Annotated in this window: 16 protein-coding genes and 1 riboswitch; of the genes, 15 read left to right on the top strand and 1 reads right to left on the bottom strand. The window is 40.9% G+C overall.

Annotated features, from left to right (window positions below; translation table 11 throughout):
- Positions 1 to 262 precede the first annotated feature (262 nt).
- From uvrA to I1J71_RS01200, 10 genes are all read left to right on the top strand, one after another.
- Positions 263 to 3,094 (top strand): excinuclease ABC subunit UvrA, encoded by a 2,832-nt coding sequence (gene uvrA / locus I1J71_RS01245; RefSeq protein ID WP_195183431.1) that lies wholly within the window; start codon positions 263 to 265, stop codon positions 3,092 to 3,094.
- Positions 3,087 to 4,148: a M24 family metallopeptidase gene (locus I1J71_RS01240; RefSeq protein WP_195183430.1), complete on the top strand. Its 1,062-nt coding sequence runs from the start codon at positions 3,087 to 3,089 to the stop codon at positions 4,146 to 4,148. The genes uvrA and I1J71_RS01240 overlap by 8 nt, the downstream gene beginning before the upstream one ends.
- A gap of 53 nt (positions 4,149 to 4,201) precedes the next feature.
- Positions 4,202 to 4,355, top strand: a riboswitch (M-box (ykoK) riboswitch).
- A 298-nt stretch (positions 4,356 to 4,653) separates the two neighbouring features.
- On the top strand, positions 4,654 to 7,314 hold the full coding sequence (gene mgtA, locus I1J71_RS01235; protein ID WP_195183429.1) for a magnesium-translocating P-type ATPase: 2,661 nt from the start codon (positions 4,654 to 4,656) through the stop codon (positions 7,312 to 7,314).
- A gap of 135 nt (positions 7,315 to 7,449) precedes the next feature.
- Positions 7,450 to 7,848, top strand: coding sequence for a transcriptional regulator Spx (gene spx / locus I1J71_RS01230; protein ID WP_000591164.1), 399 nt, complete (start codon positions 7,450 to 7,452; stop codon positions 7,846 to 7,848).
- Between the two features lie 60 nt (positions 7,849 to 7,908).
- Positions 7,909 to 8,481 carry an SP0191 family lipoprotein gene (locus I1J71_RS01225; protein ID WP_195183428.1) on the top strand — a complete coding sequence of 191 codons (573 nt, stop codon included), beginning with the start codon at positions 7,909 to 7,911 and terminating at the stop codon, positions 8,479 to 8,481.
- Between the two features lie 97 nt (positions 8,482 to 8,578).
- Entirely contained in the window at positions 8,579 to 8,845 is a 267-nt protein-coding gene (locus I1J71_RS01220; protein WP_004250500.1) for an IreB family regulatory phosphoprotein, read from the top strand.
- A gap of 3 nt (positions 8,846 to 8,848) precedes the next feature.
- Positions 8,849 to 9,268 carry a Holliday junction resolvase RuvX gene (ruvX, locus tag I1J71_RS01215; protein ID WP_195183427.1) on the top strand — a complete coding sequence of 140 codons (420 nt, stop codon included), beginning with the start codon at positions 8,849 to 8,851 and terminating at the stop codon, positions 9,266 to 9,268.
- Positions 9,269 to 9,283: 15 nt separating this feature from the next.
- Positions 9,284 to 9,589, top strand: coding sequence for a DUF1292 domain-containing protein (locus tag I1J71_RS01210; protein ID WP_004250503.1), 306 nt, complete (start codon positions 9,284 to 9,286; stop codon positions 9,587 to 9,589).
- Between the two features lie 257 nt (positions 9,590 to 9,846).
- On the top strand, positions 9,847 to 11,097 hold the full coding sequence (locus I1J71_RS01205; protein WP_075565486.1) for a bifunctional folylpolyglutamate synthase/dihydrofolate synthase: 1,251 nt from the start codon (positions 9,847 to 9,849) through the stop codon (positions 11,095 to 11,097).
- Positions 11,098 to 11,183: 86 nt separating this feature from the next.
- Positions 11,184 to 11,609, top strand: coding sequence for an SP_0198 family lipoprotein (locus I1J71_RS01200; protein ID WP_195183426.1), 426 nt, complete (start codon positions 11,184 to 11,186; stop codon positions 11,607 to 11,609).
- A 123-nt stretch (positions 11,610 to 11,732) separates the two neighbouring features.
- Here I1J71_RS01200 and I1J71_RS01195 read toward each other — a convergent pair whose 3' ends face one another.
- Positions 11,733 to 12,545 carry a Cof-type HAD-IIB family hydrolase gene (locus I1J71_RS01195; RefSeq protein ID WP_195183425.1) on the bottom strand — a complete coding sequence of 271 codons (813 nt, stop codon included), beginning with the start codon at positions 12,543 to 12,545 and terminating at the stop codon, positions 11,733 to 11,735.
- Between the two features lie 196 nt (positions 12,546 to 12,741).
- On the opposite strand from I1J71_RS01195, the gene I1J71_RS01190 reads away from it, so the two are divergent.
- The 5 genes from I1J71_RS01190 to I1J71_RS01170 all read left to right on the top strand — a co-directional run bounded on the left by I1J71_RS01190 (position 12,742) and on the right by I1J71_RS01170 (position 17,603).
- Positions 12,742 to 14,163: an NCS2 family permease gene (locus I1J71_RS01190; protein ID WP_195183424.1), complete on the top strand. Its 1,422-nt coding sequence runs from the start codon at positions 12,742 to 12,744 to the stop codon at positions 14,161 to 14,163.
- An 89-nt stretch (positions 14,164 to 14,252) separates the two neighbouring features.
- Positions 14,253 to 14,696 (top strand): tRNA (adenosine(37)-N6)-threonylcarbamoyltransferase complex ATPase subunit type 1 TsaE, encoded by a 444-nt coding sequence (gene tsaE / locus I1J71_RS01185; RefSeq protein WP_195183423.1) that lies wholly within the window; start codon positions 14,253 to 14,255, stop codon positions 14,694 to 14,696.
- Entirely contained in the window at positions 14,686 to 15,207 is a 522-nt protein-coding gene (locus I1J71_RS01180; protein WP_195183422.1) for a GNAT family N-acetyltransferase, read from the top strand. The genes tsaE and I1J71_RS01180 overlap by 11 nt, the downstream gene beginning before the upstream one ends.
- Before the next feature lie 4 nt (positions 15,208 to 15,211).
- Positions 15,212 to 16,270, top strand: a complete 1,059-nt coding sequence (brpA, locus tag I1J71_RS01175) for a biofilm formation/cell division transcriptional regulator BrpA (RefSeq protein WP_195183421.1) — start codon at positions 15,212 to 15,214, stop codon at positions 16,268 to 16,270.
- 76 nt (positions 16,271 to 16,346) lie between these two features.
- Positions 16,347 to 17,603 carry a competence/damage-inducible protein A gene (locus I1J71_RS01170; protein WP_195183420.1) on the top strand — a complete coding sequence of 419 codons (1,257 nt, stop codon included), beginning with the start codon at positions 16,347 to 16,349 and terminating at the stop codon, positions 17,601 to 17,603.
- Positions 17,604 to 17,647: the final 44 nt, after the last annotated feature.

Here is a 17,647-nt window from a genome sequence, read left to right as displayed (position 1 = left end):
GTTTCTTGCCTGCTGAACTCGTCAAATCTTAGCCCTTTTTTGGGGCTTTTTTGCTCCCCTTTTTGCGTACTTTGGGGGAGCAAGTAGTAAATAGTAATGTTAGTGATTTTTTATTAAAAAGCGCGTGATATAAGGGTTAGGGAACTATAAGGAAACATAAAATAGGAAGTTTTTTATTATACTACAAAATCGGCTTTTTTGGTAATAGAATTTCACTTTTTTTGGTATAATGGAAAGCAACAATGGACTAGAAAGAAGTAACATGCAAGATAAGATTGTCATCCATGGGGCACGCGCCCATAATTTAAAAAATATTGACGTGGAAATTCCACGTGACAAGCTAGTTGTGGTGACGGGGCTGTCGGGTTCGGGCAAGTCCAGTCTTGCCTTTGATACCCTTTATGCAGAAGGACAACGCCGCTACGTAGAAAGTCTGTCAGCCTATGCTCGTCAGTTTTTGGGCAATATGGAAAAGCCAGATGTGGACTCTATCGATGGTCTCAGCCCTGCCATTTCTATTGACCAGAAAACGACTAGTAAAAATCCTCGCTCAACTGTAGGAACTACGACGGAAATAAATGACTATCTACGTCTCCTCTATGCACGTGTAGGAACACCCTACTGTATCAACGGACATGGGGCTATCAAGGCTTCTTCTGTTGAACAGATTGTAGACAAGGTTTTGGAATTACCAGAGCGCCAGCGTCTGCAGATTTTGGCTCCTGTCATTCGTAAGAAAAAAGGGCAACATAAGACGCTGATTGAAAAGATTCAAAAGGATGGTTATGTTCGTGTCCGTGTCGATGGGGTTGTCTATGATGTGACCGAAGTTCCTGAACTTGAAAAGAATAAACAACACAATATCGATGTGGTGGTAGACCGTATTATCATCAAAGAAGGTATCCGTAGTCGTCTCTTTGATTCCATCGAAGCAGCCCTTCGTATCGCTGAAGGGTATGTCATTATTGATACCATGGATGATTCTGAGCTCCTCTTTTCAGAACATTATGCCTGCCCAGTCTGTGGTTTTACAGTTCCAGAACTAGAACCTCGTCTCTTCTCCTTCAATGCTCCGTTTGGTTCTTGTAGCGAGTGTGATGGTTTGGGGATCAAGCTAGAGGTTGATACGGACTTAGTCGTATCAGATGCTAGCAAGACCCTTCGTGAGGGAGCCTTAGCCCCTTGGAATCCCATCTCTTCTAACTATTATCCAAATATGCTAGAACAAGCTATGACAGCCTTCGGAGTGGACATGGATACTCCATTTGAAGCTTTGTCAGAGGAGGATAAGAATCTCATTTTCTATGGTTCAGATGGTAAGGAATTCCATTTCCACTATGAAAATGAATTCGGTGGAGTTCGCGACATCGACATTCCTTTTGAAGGTGTTATAGGGAATATCAAGCGTCGCTATCATGAAACCAATAGCGACTATACCCGCACACAAATGCGTCTTTATATGAATGAACTAACTTGTGGCACGTGTCACGGATATCGTCTCAATGACCAGGCCTTATCTGTTCGGGTAGGGGGAGAAAAAGGACTCCATATCGGAGAAATTTCAGACCTCTCTATCGCAGACCATTTGGAGGTTATTGATCAACTAAGCCTATCTGAAAATGAAGCTATCATCGCTCGTCCGATTCTTAAGGAAATCAAGGACCGCTTGACCTTCCTCAATAATGTCGGACTTAACTATCTGACCCTTTCTCGTTCGGCAGGAACCCTATCGGGTGGAGAAAGCCAACGTATTCGCTTGGCAACCCAGATTGGTTCCAATCTCTCAGGAGTGCTTTATATCCTAGACGAGCCGTCAATCGGTCTTCACCAGAGGGACAATGACCGCCTGATTGCCAGTCTGAAAAAGATGCGTGACTTGGGGAACACCTTAATCGTGGTAGAACACGATGAAGATACCATGCGAGAGGCTGATTATCTGATCGACGTCGGTCCTGGTGCAGGGGTCTTTGGTGGAGAGATTGTTGCCGCAGGAACGCCCAAGCAAGTGGCTCGCAACAGCAAGTCTATCACAGGTCAGTACTTGTCAGGCAAACGTGCCATTCCAGTGCCAGAAGAGCGTCGTGTCGGTAATGGTCGTTTTATCGAAGTGACGGGAGCGCGTGAAAACAACCTACAAAATATCACTGCTCGTTTCCCACTTGGGAAATTCATTGCGGTGACAGGGGTCTCTGGCTCAGGGAAGTCGACACTTATTAACAGCATTCTCAAAAAAGCCATTGCTCAAAAGCTTAATCGCAATTCAGATAAACCTGGAAAGTTTAAGACTATCTCAGGAATTGAGCATATCGATCGTCTGATAGACATTGACCAGAGTCCAATAGGACGAACACCGAGGTCTAATCCTGCGACTTATACAGGTGTTTTCGATGACATCCGAGACCTCTTTGCTCAGACAAATGAAGCCAAGATCCGTGGTTACAAAAAGGGTCGCTTCAGTTTCAATGTTAAGGGTGGTCGCTGTGAGGCCTGCTCTGGTGATGGTATTATCAAGATTGAAATGCACTTCTTGCCAGATGTTTACGTGGCTTGTGAAGTCTGCCATGGAACCCGCTATAACAGTGAAACGCTGGAAGTTCATTATAAGGAAAAGAATATCTCGCAAGTCTTGGATATGACCGTCAACGATGCGGTAGAATTTTTCAAACACATTCCGAAAATTCAACGCAAACTCCAGACGATCAAGGATGTAGGTCTAGGCTATGTGACCTTGGGGCAACCAGCCACGACACTTTCTGGTGGAGAAGCGCAACGTATGAAGCTGGCTAGCGAACTCCATAAACGCTCGACCGGTAAATCCTTCTACATTCTAGATGAACCGACAACTGGTCTTCATACCGAGGATATCGCGCGTCTACTGAAGGTCTTGTCTCGCTTTGTAGATGATGGTAATACAGTTCTCGTGATTGAGCACAATCTAGATGTCATCAAAACGGCAGACCATATCATCGATTTAGGTCCAGAAGGCGGTGTTGGTGGTGGTACCATCATTGCAACAGGAACTCCAGAGGAAGTAGCTGCCAATGAAGCAAGCTATACAGGACAGTATTTGAAAGGAAAGTTACATCATGAATAAACGTGTGCAAGCATTTCTCGATAAAATGCAAGAAAAAGAACTAGATGGTATCATTATCAATAACCTTAAAAACGTCTATTATTTGACAGGATTTTGGGGTTCAAATGGTACGGTCTTTATCTGTCGTGACCGTCAAATTTTGGTGACGGATGCCCGCTATATCATCGCTGCTAAGCAGGAAGTTACTGGTTTTGAGATTCTTGCAGAACGTGACGAGTTGGCTACTATCGCAAAAATTGCTAAAGACATGGGTCTTTCTCGTATCGGGTTTGAAGATGAAATCTCGGTTTCTTATTATCACCGCATGCAAGCCGCTTTTGAAGGTTTGGAACTAGTTCCACAAACTCAGTTTGTTGAAGCGCTTCGTATGATTAAGGATGAGACAGAGATTGCGACGATTCGTAAGGCTTGTTCAATCTCAGATCAAGCTTTCCACGATGCCCTTGAATTTATCAAGCCAGGGAAGACTGAAATTGAAATTGCCAATTTCCTGGACTTCCGTATGCGTGAATTAGGCGCTGCTGGTTTGTCTTTTGACACGATTCTAGCGAGTGGGATTAACTCTTCTAAACCCCATGCCCACCCAATGCACAAACCAGTAGAACTAGGCGAAGCAATCACTATGGATTTTGGGTGCCTTTATGACCACTATGTCAGTGATATGACACGTACCATCTACCTAGGTCATGTCAGTGATGAACAAGCAGAAATTTACAACACCGTTTTGAAGGCTAATCAAGCTCTGATTGACCAAGCTAAGGCTGGCTTAGGTTTCCGTGACTTTGACAAAATCCCTCGTGATATCATTGTGGAAGCAGGCTATGGAGAATACTTTACACACGGTATCGGACACGGTATCGGACTTGATATCCACGAAGAGCCATACTTTAGCCAAACTTCCAAAGAAGTTATCAAAACTGGTATGGTCTTGACTGATGAACCAGGTATCTATATCGAAGGTAAATATGGGGTTCGTATCGAAGATGATATCCTGATTACAGATACCGGTTGTGAGTTATTAACCCTTGCTCCGAAAGAATTGATCGTAATCTAAGAAAAATGAGATAAATCGTTGACTTTTACTAGTTAAAGGTTTATACTGAAAGGCGAAAACGGTAGGTGAGGCTACCATAGGGATACGGATGACTACCGCAAAGCAGTGGAGACACTACTCGTTGGTCAACAGTCCTGATCGCGAAGGTCAAGACTAAGCTCATTACATCGCCCTATGGAGTTAAAGCTTGAACGAAAACAGATAATGAGTTTTTTAGTCCTGCCATTTTATGGCAGGACTTTCTGCTGTTTTAGAAGAAAGAAGGGAGACAAACGATGCAAATTGACGATCATCCAGAACCGCACATACACAGCCAATCGCTGATTTGTGTCGTTCTGTCCTTATAAAGTGATTGGTCTCTGTGTATGATACTCTTCGAAAATCAAATTCAAACCACGTCAACGTCGCCTTACCGTACTCAAGTACAGCCTGTGGCTAGTTTCCTAGTTTGCTCTTTGATTTTCATTGAGTATGAAATCACCATTTATACAGATAGGAGAAACCAATGAAAACTACAAAAGAAAGACTAGCAGCAGCTATTCAAACTCCATTAAAAGATAGTCTAGCTTTTTACCATACAAGTCTAAAAGGCTTGGACCAAGAGCAAGTCGAAGAAAACCGTGACCTATATGGTGAAAACACCATTACCAAGGGTCAAGAGGATTCCATCTTTAAAAAGATTTATGAGTCCATTATCAATCCTTTCACAATCATTTTGCTTGTGATTGCCTTTATTTCTCTCGTTACAAACGTCTGGCTGGCCAAACCTGGTCAAGAGGATCCAACGACTTCTATCATTATCGTTGTCTTAGTTTTGATTTCAGGAGGTATCCGTTTTGTCCAAGAATTGCGGAGTGACAAGGCAACAACCAATCTTTCAAAAATGATTGTCAATACAGCAACTGTTATTCGCGATGGTCTTGAACAAGAGTTACCCATCGATGACTTGGTTGTGGGAGACCTCGTGAAATTGAGCGCTGGAGATATGATTCCAGCAGATGTCATCTTATTTGAATCACGAGACTTTTTTGTTCAACAGTCAGGTTTGACTGGAGAAAGTGATGCAGTCGAAAAACTTGCTTTAAATAAAGCTACAAATCAAAATGTAGAGAGTCTTTTAGAAGCAGAATCTTTGGCATTCATGGGGACAAACGTTATCTCAGGAAGTGCTACAGCTATGGTTTTAGCTGTTGGTGATGACACCATGATGGGAGCTATTGAACAGACTCTCAACACCTACGATGAACCAACTTCTTTTGAACGTGAAATGAACAGCATTTCTTGGCTCTTGATCCGTTTGATGCTTGTCATGGTTCCGATTGTGTTTTTCGCAAATGGTTTGACCGATGGAGACTGGCTAGAGGCTGGAGTCTTTGCCTTGAGTGTTGGTGTCGGACTTACACCAGAAATGCTTCCAATGATTATTACAGCCAGCTTGGCCAAAGGTTCTATTATCATGGCCAAGGAAAAGGTGGTTATCAAAAAACTTAATGCTATCCAGGACTTAGGAGCAATCGATATCCTATGTACGGACAAGACTGGAACTTTAACGCAGGATGAGATTGTTTTAGAATATCCTTTGGATATTCACGGTGATTTGGATATGGCAGTCTTAAGAAGAGCCTATCTAAATTCACATTTCCAAACAGGTTTGAAAAACTTGATGGACCGTGCCATCATCAGTAGAACTGAAAAAGAAGCTAAAGAACACGTTATTCTACAAAATTTGGATACTAGCTTCCAAAAAATCGACGAACTTCCATTTGACTTTGAACGTAGACGCATGAGTGTCATCGTCAAAGATGATAGCAATGTCGTTAGTATGGTTACCAAAGGTGCTTTAGAAGAAATGTTGAACATTTCGACACATGTGGAGTACCGCGGAGAGATCATTCCCCTAACCGAAGACATTCGCCAAGAAGTACTAGCAGAAGTTGCGCAATTAAACCGTCAAGGTTTGCGTGTCTTAGGTGTAGGGTACAAATCAGGTCTACGTGAAGACTATGCTTATACCGTGACTGATGAAAGTGACATGATCCTTACGGGTTATCTTGCTTTCTTGGATCCACCAAAACCATCTGCAGCACCAGCTATTCAGGCTCTGCTTGAGCATGGTGTCAAAACAAAAATTTTAACTGGGGATAATGAAAAAGTAACCCAAGCCATCTGTGAAAAGGTTGGTTTGGATGTTGAACACATCCTTTTGGGAGCTGATATCGACCAAATGACAGACCAAGAATTGGCAGAAGTTGTTGAAAGAGTTACAGTCTTTGCTAAATTGTCACCTGACCAAAAAGCGCGTATCATTCTACAGTTGAAGAGAAATGGTCATGGAGTTGGTTATATGGGTGACGGTATTAATGATGCCCCATCTATGAAGGTAGCAGATGTCGGTATTTCTGTAGATACAGCAGTCGATATCGCCAAAGAAACTGCGGATGTTATTTTGTTAGACAAGGATCTCATGGTTCTTGAAACGGGTATCGTTGAAGGTCGTAAGGTCTACGCCAACATGACCAAGTACATCAAGATGACCGTCAGTTCAAACTTTGGGAATATCTTCTCACTCCTTGTTGCGAGTATCTTCTTGCCATTTTTACCAATGGCTCCTGTTCATCTCATTGTCCTAAATCTAGTCTATGATTTGTCTTGTGTGGCATTGCCATTTGATAATGTGGATCAAGACTTTCTCAAACAACCTCATACATGGGAAGCAAAATCCATTACGCGATTTATGGTTTGGATGGGGCCAATCTCATCTATCTTTGATATTTTGACCTTTATCTTCCTCTACTTTATCATTGTTCCTTTGGTGACAGGTCATCATTATGTTCATGGTTCTGAATCTGCCCTTCAGTTTATTATCTTGTTCCAAACAGGATGGTTCATCGAATCTATGTGGTCTCAAACCATGGTCATCCATATGCTTCGTACAGCAAAAGTTCCTTTTGTACAAAGCAGACCAGCTTGGCTTGTGATTTTGACAACTTTGGTTGCAGCCCTTTTCGTAACTAGTCTACCTTATGGACCACTAGTAAATATCCTTCGTTTAGCTCCATTGGGACTGCCATATTTCTTGTTTTTGGTTGGTATTATTTTCTTGTACATGTTTAGCGTCACAGTTATTAAGAAATTTTACATTAGGAAGTACAATGAATGGTTATAGTTCGGTTTTTGTCAAGAAAAAAGATAGAAAACTGGGGAAAAAGTTAAATTTTTTTAAAAATAGGTCGCAAGTCGGATGTTTTTTATGGTATAATAGAATAAACTGATAGTAACATGTAGCGAAAGGGGTAGGTACATGATCAAAATTTATACAGTCTCAAGTTGTACTAGCTGTAAAAAAGCTAAGACCTGGCTCAATGCCCACCAGTTAAGTTATAAAGAACAAAACCTCGGTAAAGAGGGGATTTCTAGAGAAGAATTATTAGATATTCTAACAAAAACAGACAATGGAATTGCGAGCATTGTATCATCAAAGAATCGCTACGCTAAAGCTCTTGGAGTTGATATCGAAGATTTGAGTGTCAATGAAGTGCTTAATTTAATCATGGAAACACCACGCATCCTAAAAAGTCCAATTCTTGTCGACGAGAAACGTTTACAAGTTGGCTATAAAGAAGATGACATTCGTGCCTTCTTGCCACGCTCTGTCCGCAATGTAGAAAATGCAGAAGCACGTTTACGTGCAGCACTATAAAACATAAAGGCTGGGAGTGACTCCTAGCCTTATTTGATAGATAAATAAGGAAAAATAAATATGAAGAAGATAGTTATCGGTACAGTTGCCCTTCTATTTTTACTAGCTGGCTGTGGACAAAAAAAAGAGTCTGCGGAACCTTCTAAAGACACAACGACAGAAGCTCTTCAATCAACTCTACCTGTTTTAGAGAATGCCAATAACAATACAGTTGTAACCAAGACTCTTGTTCTACCTGTTGACGAAAATGGGGTTCAACAAACCCAGACCATTACCTATAAGGGCAAACAGTTCTTGACCTTAACGATTCAGCAAAAACGACAAGTTTCAGAAGACCTCAAGAACTTTATTGCAGAGCATGGATTAGGGGAAGCAAAAAAGGCCTTGAAAGAAGGTGAAGACAAGGATGAATCAGTCCAAGAAGCACGTAAAATTCCTGGATTTAGCCTTGAAACCAATCTTTTAAGTGAGACCGAGATTGAAACAAAAACAAGTTATGATTTTCAAGTTCTAGACGTTAAAAAGGCAAGCGAAAGCGAATATTTAAAAAATGTAGGTTTAGAAAATCTACTAAAAAACGAACCAGAAGAATATATTGAAAATAGAGTAGCAAGTGGCGCGACTGTCCAGTAAGGACGTTACAGAAAAACAACAAATTCAGAATGTGTTATTTGTAGAAAGGTTGTGAATGTGCTATAATAGTACTATTCTAAGGAAAGAGGGTGTTAGAATGGGATTTACTGAAGAAACCGTACGTTTTAAATTGGACGATTCCAATAAAAAAGAGATCAGTGAAACATTGACAGAAGTCTATGCTTCATTGAACGAGAAGGGGTATAACCCTATTAATCAAATTGTGGGCTATGTTCTCAGTGGAGACCCAGCTTACGTTCCTCGTTACAATAACGCAAGAAATCAAATCCGTAAATACGAACGCGATGAGATTGTTGAAGAATTGGTCCGCTACTACCTTAAGGGACAAGGAGTCGATCTATAACCAATGAGAATTATGGGGTTGGACGTTGGTTCCAAAACAGTAGGAGTAGCGATTAGCGATCCGTTAGGTTTTACAGCGCAAGGACTCGAAATCATCCAAATCAATGAAGACCAGGGAGAGTTCGGTTTTGAACGACTCAAGGAATTGGTTGATAGCTATAAGGTGGAGCGCTTTGTTGTTGGTTTACCTAAAAATATGAACAATACCAGTGGACCGCGAGTGGAAGCGAGTCAAGCCTATGGAGAAAAACTGGAAGAACTCTTTGGTTTGCCAGTAGAATACCAGGATGAGCGCTTGACAACGGTTGCTGCGGAACGCATGTTGATTGAGCAAGCAGACGTTAGTCGTAATAAGCGTAAAAAAGTTATTGATAAATTAGCCGCTCAATTGATTTTGCAAAATTATTTAGATAGAAAATTTTAAGACAGAGGAGAAACTATGTCACACGATCACAACCACGATCACGAAGAACGTGAACTTATTACACTTGTAGATGAGCAAGGAAACGAAACTTTATTTGAAATCCTTTTGACTATTGACGGAAAAGAAGAATTTGGTAAAAACTATGTTCTTCTTGTACCAGTTAATGCAGAAGAAGATGAAAACGGAGAAGTTGAAATTCAAGCTTACTCATTCATCGAAAATGAAGATGGAACTGAAGGTGAATTGCAACCAATCCCTGAAGATTCAGACGATGAATGGAACATGATTGAAGAAGTCTTCAACAGCTTTATGGAGGAGTGATACAGTCTGGGAGACTGTATCAGCCCTGCTTCTAGAAATTAGAAAAAGCAGGAACATCCGGGGAACATTTTTACCCTGACGCTAAAAAATAAAAACCGTCAGTAAGTCTGGGGAACGTTTTTAGCCCAACTCCTAGAAACTAGAAAGAGTTGGAACGTCCAGTGGACGTTTTTAGCCCGTATCGAAATAAAATATAGCTAAATCAGTAAAAAGCGAAGAAATTCTTCGCTTTTTTATTAAGGATTAAGGAGATAAGCATGTTTGAAGTTGAAAAATGGCTTCATAGTCGGATTGGCTTGAATTTTAGATCAGGATTGGGACGGATGCAAAGAGCAGTAGATTTACTGGGAAACCCTGAGCAAACCTATCCGATCATCCATGTAACGGGTACTAATGGCAAGGGTTCTACTATTGCCTTTATGAGGGAACTCTTTGTTTCTCATGGCAAAAAGGTTGGCACCTTTACTTCGCCCCACATTGTTAGTATCCATGATCGCATCTGTATCAATGGTGAACCCATATCGGACGAAGATTTTATTCGTTTAGCAGATCAAGTCAAAGCAATGGAGCAAAGACTTCTAGAAACTCACGATCAGCTATCTTTTTTTGAGTTGCTGACCTTGATTGCTTTGCTTTATTTTAAAGAGCAAAAAGTAGATTTGGTCCTACTGGAAGTTGGGATAGGTGGACTTCTTGATACTACCAATGTCGTGACAGGAGAAATTGCAATCATCACATCAATCGGCCTCGATCACCAGGAGACCTTGGGCGATAGTCTGGTAGCAATTGCAGAGCAGAAAGCAGGAATTTTTAAGCCCGGGAACTCAGCTGTGATTGCAAATTTAGCACCGGAAGCCCAACTCGTTTGTAAAAAAACTGCTACTAATTTGGGTGTAAGTCTCTACCAAGCTAATAAAGATTTTTCTTTCCGAAGTGGGAACTTCTATTCTTCTCTAGCTGACTTTAATCACCTAATATTGGGATTAGAGGGAGCCTATCAGGAGGAAAATGCAGCTCTTGCCTTGCAGGCTTTTCTACTATTTATGGCACAAAGAAACGAGAAAGTAGATCAAGAAGCGGTACGTGCTGCCTTGCAAGCTACTAAATGGGCTGGAAGGCTAGAAGCTGTCACTGAGCACATCTATTTGGACGGCGCTCACAATTTACCAGCTCTAGAGCGTTTGGTTGAGTTTATCCAAGAAAAAATCCAGCAAGGGTATCAGCCTCAAATTCTTTTTGGTGCGCTAAAGCGGAAAGATTACAGTGGGATGCTTGCTTATTTAACAGAGCATTTACCTGACGCGGATCTCTATGTTACGAGTTTTAACTATCAGGGCTCCTTAGGCGAGCAAGACTTGAGTGGTTATAGAATAGTTAGTTCCTATCAAGAATTTATAGATACTTTTGAAGCTTCTGCAGGAGATAAAGCCCTGCTATTTGTGACAGGATCTCTCTACTTTATATCTGAGGTTCGCGCTTGTATTATGAAACAAAAGTCATTTGATTGACCCTCCTATCTTTATTTGTTATAGTAAAGGTGTGGTGGCTCAGCAGGGTTATTCTGATTTTAAGCCACTAAAAGAAAGGAGACATTATGTCACTAAAAAAATTCACACTTTCTCTTGCTTCTTTGGCAAGTCTTAGTCTCTTAGTTGCATGTTCGCCAAAAAAGCAGGCAACTCCTTCAACTCAAGCAAGCACCAGTACGGAAGTAACAACTGGTCAGCAAGCGGAAACGACTATTTCTAGTTCGACGGCTAGTTCAGTAACTAACATTGATGGAACCTATAAAGGGCAAGATGAGGGAGACAGCATTACTCTCGTTGTTACTGGTAATACTGGAACATGGACGGAAGTAGAGCCTGATGGTGATCAGGAAATTAAAAAGGTCACCTTTGAACCAGAAAGTCAGAAAGTCATCATCGGAGATGACGTCAAGATTTATGTAGCTGAGGAGAATCAAATAATCATCGATGACATGGACCGTGAGGTTTCTGATCGTATTGTCTTAAAAAAATAGATATTTTTAAGGATTTGGATCTAGTTAAAATAGATTCAAATCCTTTTTTATCGGTTTTTGGTATAAAAAACTCCATACTGTTAAGGTAGTTATTTTCTACCAAAAAGTATGGAGTGGATGGAGTTAAAGGAATCGTTCTTGTAAAAAGTGAGCAACTCCGTCTTCTTCGTTGGTTAGTGGTAATTGCTCGTCTGCGAAAGAAAGTAGAGCGGGATTAGCATTTTTCATGGCATATCCTCTACCTGCAAAGGATAGCATTTCTTGGTCATTGTGTTCGTCACCAAAGGCAATCAGGTTCTGTCTGTCTATATTCATGACATTGAGGAGGTATTCAAGGGCAAAGGCCTTGTGAACTCCCTTTGGAGTACATTCGAGGATGTTCAAAGGACCACCCCAAGTGTTAATATTGAGTTGATGCTTGTAAAAACGGTTCATCTCTTCTGCCAGTGCATATTTATCGTCGGCCCTAGTTTGTAATAAAATACAGTTAGGCCCCTTGGTCACTAAGTCGGAGTTGAATTGATTTTCAGGGCGAAAGTTTTCAACGCCAAACAATTTAGGATTGGCAATTTCCTTGTCTGGGGCTGTAATGTAAAACTTTTTACGGTATTCACCTGCAATAAAGTCTGCCTCAATCTCCTCTTTTCGTTTTACGATATCCAAGAGATATTTTTTGTCCACAGTAAGGCATTTTTCATGTTTCCAAGCCCTACCAGGTAGGTGAGTGAGCGAACCATTGAAGTTGATCATTGGGGTCTCAAGTTCAAGTTGGTCATAAAAATCTTTGGCCATACGATATGGGCGACCGGTTGCAATAATGACTTTGTGGCCTTTTTTAGAGATTTTTTTAATTGTTTCAATAGTAAAGTCAGAAAGTTTACTTTCAGAGTTGAGTAGGGTTCCGTCTAAATCAACGGCAATCATTTTTTTAGTCATAAAATCCTCCCGAATCTAGTTTCAGATAAGATGTTTTCTATTATATCAAAAAGCTAAGAGAAAAGCTGACAATAAGCAAAAACGAAAAGAATAATATCTGATAAGATTTTTATAATTCAAGAAAAATACCTTGAAAATATGAATGATTGATGATATAATAGTCATATTGTTCGTAAAATGACAAAGGAGATTAAAAATGGACAAACTATTTAAACTAAAAGAGCACGGGACAGATGTCCGTACAGAGGTTCTTGCTGGTTTAACAACTTTCTTTGCAATGAGTTATATTCTCTTTGTAAACCCTCAAATGCTTTCACAAACAGGAATGCCTGTTCAGGGTGTATTCTTGGCAACAATCATCGGTTCTGTTGTGGGAACTTTGATGATGGCCTTCTATGCTAACTTGCCATATGCTCAAGCCCCAGGTATGGGACTTAACGCCTTCTTTACCTTTACAGTCGTATTTGGGATGGGTTATACTTGGAAAGAAGCTCTTGGGATGGTCTTCATCTGTGGAGTTATTTCACTGATTATTACATTGACCAATGTTCGTAAAATGATCATTGAGTCTATTCCTACAACACTTCGTTCAGCAATTTCAGCTGGTATTGGTGTTTTCCTTGCTTATGTTGGTATCAAGAATGCTGGCCTTTTGAAATTCTCAATTGACCCCGGTACTTATACTGTAGCAGGTGAAGGAGCAGATAAGGCTCAAGCGGCTCTTACTGCAAACTCAGCAGCTGTTCCAGGTTTGGTAGATTTCAATACTCCAGCTGTATTAGTAGCTCTTGCAGGTCTTGCTATTACGATCTTCTTTGTTGTTAAAGGTATCAAAGGTGGGATCATCCTTTCTATCTTAACAACGACAGTCCTTGCTATTGCGGTTGGTCTTGTTAATTTGTCAGGAATCGATTTTGCTAGCAACAATCTTTCAGCAGCAGTTAACGACCTAGGAACTTTATTTGGTGCAGCCCTTGGTTCAGAAGGTTTGGGTTCTCTGATTTCAAATACTTCACGTTTACCTGAAACCTTGATGGCCATTCTTGCCTTCTCATTGACTGATATTTTTGATACAATTGGTACTCTTATCGGTACAGGTGAAAAAGTTGGTATCATCGCTACAAGTGGTGAGAACAATGAATCAGCTAAATTGGATAAGGCTCTATATTCTGACTTGGTGGCGACATCAGTTGGTGCCATTGCAGGTACTTCAAACGTTACAACTTATATTGAGTCAGCAGCAGGGATCGGTGCTGGTGGACGTACTGGATTGACAGCCTTAGTTGTTGCTATCTGTTTTGCCCTATCAAGCTTCTTTAGCCCACTTCTAGCGATTGTTCCTTCAGCTGCGACAGCACCAATTTTGATTATTGTCGGAATTATGATGCTCTCTAACTTGAAAAATATCCCTTGGGACGATATGTCAGAAGCAGTTCCAGCCTTCTTCACTTCTATCTTTATGGGATTCAGCTACTCAATCACACAAGGGATTGCCGTTGGTTTCTTGACTTATACTTTGACAAAGATTGTTAAAGGTCAAATCAAAGAAGTGCATGTCATGATTTGGATTTTGGATGCTTTGTTCATCTTGAACTACATTAGCATGGCTCTAAACTAAAGACAAAATCTTTAAAAAAGAAGGAGGAAACTCCTCTTTTTTTATTACTAGAAATGTCGCAAAAGAAAACTTTTTGGTATAATAATAACATGCACACAAAAAATGAAGATGAACTAATCGCTCTTGGACAAGAGTTGGGTAGTCTACTTGAAAAAAATGATGTATTGATTTTGACTGGTGAATTAGGTGCTGGAAAAACCACATTAACAAAAGGTCTAGCTAAAGGACTAGGGATTCATCAAATGATCAAAAGTCCTACTTATACCATTGTTCGAGAATATGAAGGACGCCTACCCTTATATCACTTGGATGTTTACCGCATCGAAGGAGATGCAGATTCAATCGACCTTGATGAATTTCTTTTTGGTTCAGGTGTGACGGTTATTGAGTGGGGACACCTATTAGGTGAGGCTCTTCCAGCCGACTATCTGGAATTAGAAATTCTTAAAGATGGTGAGGGCCGTGAAGTTGTCTTTCATGCTCATGGTCAACGAGCGACAGAACTTTTGAAGAGGCTTACGAATGGAGTATGATTTATTAATTCGTGAAGCAGAAGCCCAAGATGCTACAGAACTTATTGCACTTTTGGATCAGATTGGTCATGAGTCTAGTTTTACCAGTCTGGATGAAAATGGAATTGCAATGAGTGAATCCGAAATGCAGCGTTTTATTGATAAGCAGGCCCAGTCGGATAATCAGATTACTTTACTAGCTTATTTGAATGAAGAATTGGCAGGAGTGATCAATATAACGGCTGATCAACGTCCGCGAGTGCGGCATATTGGGGATATCTTTTTGGGTATCAAAAAAGCCTATTGGGGAAATGGTCTTGGTAGTATCTTGATGGAAGAAGCTATTGAGTGGGCCCAGTCGAGTGGAAGTATTCGACGTTTACAATTGACAGTTCAAAAACGAAATCTGGCAGCTGTTCATCTATATAAAAAGCTGGGCTTCATCATTGAAGGTCAGCAGGAACGCGGTGCTTGTATAGAAGGAGGAGAGTTTCTTGATGTTTACCTGATGGGTCGACTGATAGACGAATAAATGTATGGCAAAAAAAATAATCGGAATGTTTTTAGGCTTTGTTCTTGTGACAGTGCTTGGTGTAGGAGCTTATGCCTATACTATCTACCACCAAAGTACACAGACTTTAGCCAAAACTTATAAACAAATCGGAGAAGAAACCAAGGTTATCGAGGCAACTGAACCATTGACAATCCTATTGATGGGGGTAGATACGGGGAATGTTGAACGTACAGACCCATGGGCAGGAAATAGTGATTCAATGATCTTGGTAACAGTGAATCCTAAAACCAAGAAAGTCGTTATGATGAGTTTGGAACGTGATATTCTGACACAAATCCAACAACCAGATGGTAGTGTTAGAGAAGCTAAACTCAACGCTGCCTATGCTGATGGTGGGGCAGAGCTTGCCATATCGACCATTCAAAAAATGATGAATATCCATATCGACCGCTATGTGATGGTCAATATGCACGGTCTTCAAAGAATGGTTGATGCTGTCGGAGGTATCACAGTAAACAACACTCTAGGTTTCCCAATCTCTATCCAAGACCAGGAACCATTTAACACGATTTCTATCGGGGTTGGAGAGCAAACATTAAATGGTGAAGAGGCTCTGGTGTATTCACGCATGCGCTATCAGGATCCAGAGGGAGACTACGGCCGTCAGAAACGTCAGCGCGAAGTCATTCAAAAGATTGTCGAAAAAATCCTTAGTTTGAATAGTGTCAGTCACTACCAAGAAATTCTGAAGGCTCTTAGCGACAATATGCAGACAAATATCGAGATTACGACTACAACAATCCCTCAATTGATGGGTTATCAAGATTCCTTTAAAAATATTGATTCTCAGCAATTGCGCGGAGAAGATGCAATGATTGACGGGATATCATACCAAATCGTGACATCTGAGCATATGTTAGAGATGCAAAATCTTTTACGTCGTTCATTGGACAAACCAGAAATTACCGAATTGGAGACAAATGTAGTCTTGTATGAAAATATTTATGGTCGTTTGCCGCAAACGGATGGTTCTGTTGCAGTTCAGGAACAACAAGGACTACAAGGACAACAAGAACAATAAGAAATGAATACTCAAATCGTAGGAATTTTCCTGCGATTTTTTCAAAGAAATCCGAATAGATAAGTAGGAGGAAAAAATGAAAGCGGAAATAATAGCTGTTGGGACAGAAATTCTAACAGGTCAAATCGTCAATACCAATGCTCAGTTTTTATCTGAAAAGTTGGCTGAAATCGGTGTTGATGTCTACTTCCAAACGGCTGTAGGAGATAATGAATCTCGTCTCTTATCCTTGTTGGAAATTGCTCAGAAACGGAGTGATTTAGTTATCCTAACGGGAGGACTAGGTCCAACAGAGGATGACTTGACCAAACAAACCTTGGCACAATTTCTAGGGCGTGATTTGACTTTTGATGCTCAAGCACAGGCTAAATTAGATGATTTCTTTGCTCATCGCCCAGACTATGCTCGAACTCCAAATAATGAACGCCAAGCTCAAATCGTTGAGGGTTCAACTTCGCTACCCAATGAAACGGGACTAGCAGTCGGAGGCATGATTGAGGTGGCTGGCGTGACCTATGTTGTCCTACCAGGGCCACCAAGCGAACTAAAACCCATGGTTTTAAATGAATTGCTTCCGAGATTGACAACTGGAGCTAAGTTGTACTCACGTGTGCTTCGTTTCTTTGGCATTGGCGAGAGCCAGCTAGTAACGATTCTGTCAGATTTGATTGAAGAGCAGACTGATCCAACTTTGGCACCTTATGCAAAAATAGGAGAAGTGACTCTGCGCTTGTCTACAAAGGCTCGCAGTGAGAGCGAGGCTAGAAAAGCTTTGGATAATCTGGAGGATCAAATTCTTGCCCGCCAGACTTTTGAAGGTGTTGCTTTAAAGGATATCTGCTATGGTTATGGTGAGGAAGCGAGTCTAGCTAGTGTAGTTGTTGAGGAGTTGAAAAAGCAGCATAAAACCATAACGGCTGCGGAAAGTTTGACAGCAGGGCTTTTTCAAGCAACTTTGGCAGACTTTTCGGGAGTGTCAGCTATCTTCAAAGGTGGTTTTGTCACTTATAGTCTGGAAGAAAAGGCTAAGATGTTAGATATTCCACAAGTAGAGTTGGAAAAACATGGAGTTGTTTCAGCCTTTACGGCGGAAAAAATGGCAGATCAGGCACGGCTTAAAACTCAATCAGACTTTGGAGTTAGCTTGACAGGAGTGGCTGGTCCGGATAGTCTAGAAGGCCATCCTGCTGGTACAGTTTTTATCGGTTTGTCTCAAGTATCAGGCACAGAAGTTGTTCAGGTCAATATAGCTGGAAGAAGTCGAGCAGATGTTCGTAAAATTGCGGTTATGCATGCGTTTAACTTAGTTCGCAAAGCTTTATTAAGTGACTGACTTTTGATATAATAGAAGAAGGTTCTTAGAATCATTAAAATATA

The organism is Streptococcus infantis, assembly GCF_015546995.1.
Taxonomy (GTDB): domain Bacteria; phylum Bacillota; class Bacilli; order Lactobacillales; family Streptococcaceae; genus Streptococcus; species Streptococcus infantis_J.
The sequence above is the reverse complement of the archived record's forward strand: the minus strand, read 5'-3'. Positions and strand labels throughout refer to the sequence as shown.

Coding starts and splice junctions, on each gene's coding strand:
- uvrA (WP_195183431.1), top strand. CDS start 263: ATGCAAGATAAGATTGTCATCCATGGGGCACGCGCCCATAATTTAAAA.
- I1J71_RS01240 (WP_195183430.1), top strand. CDS start 3,087: ATGAATAAACGTGTGCAAGCATTTCTCGATAAAATGCAAGAAAAAGAA.
- mgtA (WP_195183429.1), top strand. CDS start 4,654: ATGAAAACTACAAAAGAAAGACTAGCAGCAGCTATTCAAACTCCATTA.
- spx (WP_000591164.1), top strand. CDS start 7,450: ATGATCAAAATTTATACAGTCTCAAGTTGTACTAGCTGTAAAAAAGCT.
- I1J71_RS01225 (WP_195183428.1), top strand. CDS start 7,909: ATGAAGAAGATAGTTATCGGTACAGTTGCCCTTCTATTTTTACTAGCT.
- I1J71_RS01220 (WP_004250500.1), top strand. CDS start 8,579: ATGGGATTTACTGAAGAAACCGTACGTTTTAAATTGGACGATTCCAAT.
- ruvX (WP_195183427.1), top strand. CDS start 8,849: ATGAGAATTATGGGGTTGGACGTTGGTTCCAAAACAGTAGGAGTAGCG.
- I1J71_RS01210 (WP_004250503.1), top strand. CDS start 9,284: ATGTCACACGATCACAACCACGATCACGAAGAACGTGAACTTATTACA.
- I1J71_RS01205 (WP_075565486.1), top strand. CDS start 9,847: ATGTTTGAAGTTGAAAAATGGCTTCATAGTCGGATTGGCTTGAATTTT.
- I1J71_RS01200 (WP_195183426.1), top strand. CDS start 11,184: ATGTCACTAAAAAAATTCACACTTTCTCTTGCTTCTTTGGCAAGTCTT.
- I1J71_RS01195 (WP_195183425.1), bottom strand. CDS start 12,545: ATGACTAAAAAAATGATTGCCGTTGATTTAGACGGAACCCTACTCAAC.
- I1J71_RS01190 (WP_195183424.1), top strand. CDS start 12,742: ATGGACAAACTATTTAAACTAAAAGAGCACGGGACAGATGTCCGTACA.
- tsaE (WP_195183423.1), top strand. CDS start 14,253: ATGCACACAAAAAATGAAGATGAACTAATCGCTCTTGGACAAGAGTTG.
- I1J71_RS01180 (WP_195183422.1), top strand. CDS start 14,686: ATGGAGTATGATTTATTAATTCGTGAAGCAGAAGCCCAAGATGCTACA.
- brpA (WP_195183421.1), top strand. CDS start 15,212: ATGGCAAAAAAAATAATCGGAATGTTTTTAGGCTTTGTTCTTGTGACA.
- I1J71_RS01170 (WP_195183420.1), top strand. CDS start 16,347: ATGAAAGCGGAAATAATAGCTGTTGGGACAGAAATTCTAACAGGTCAA.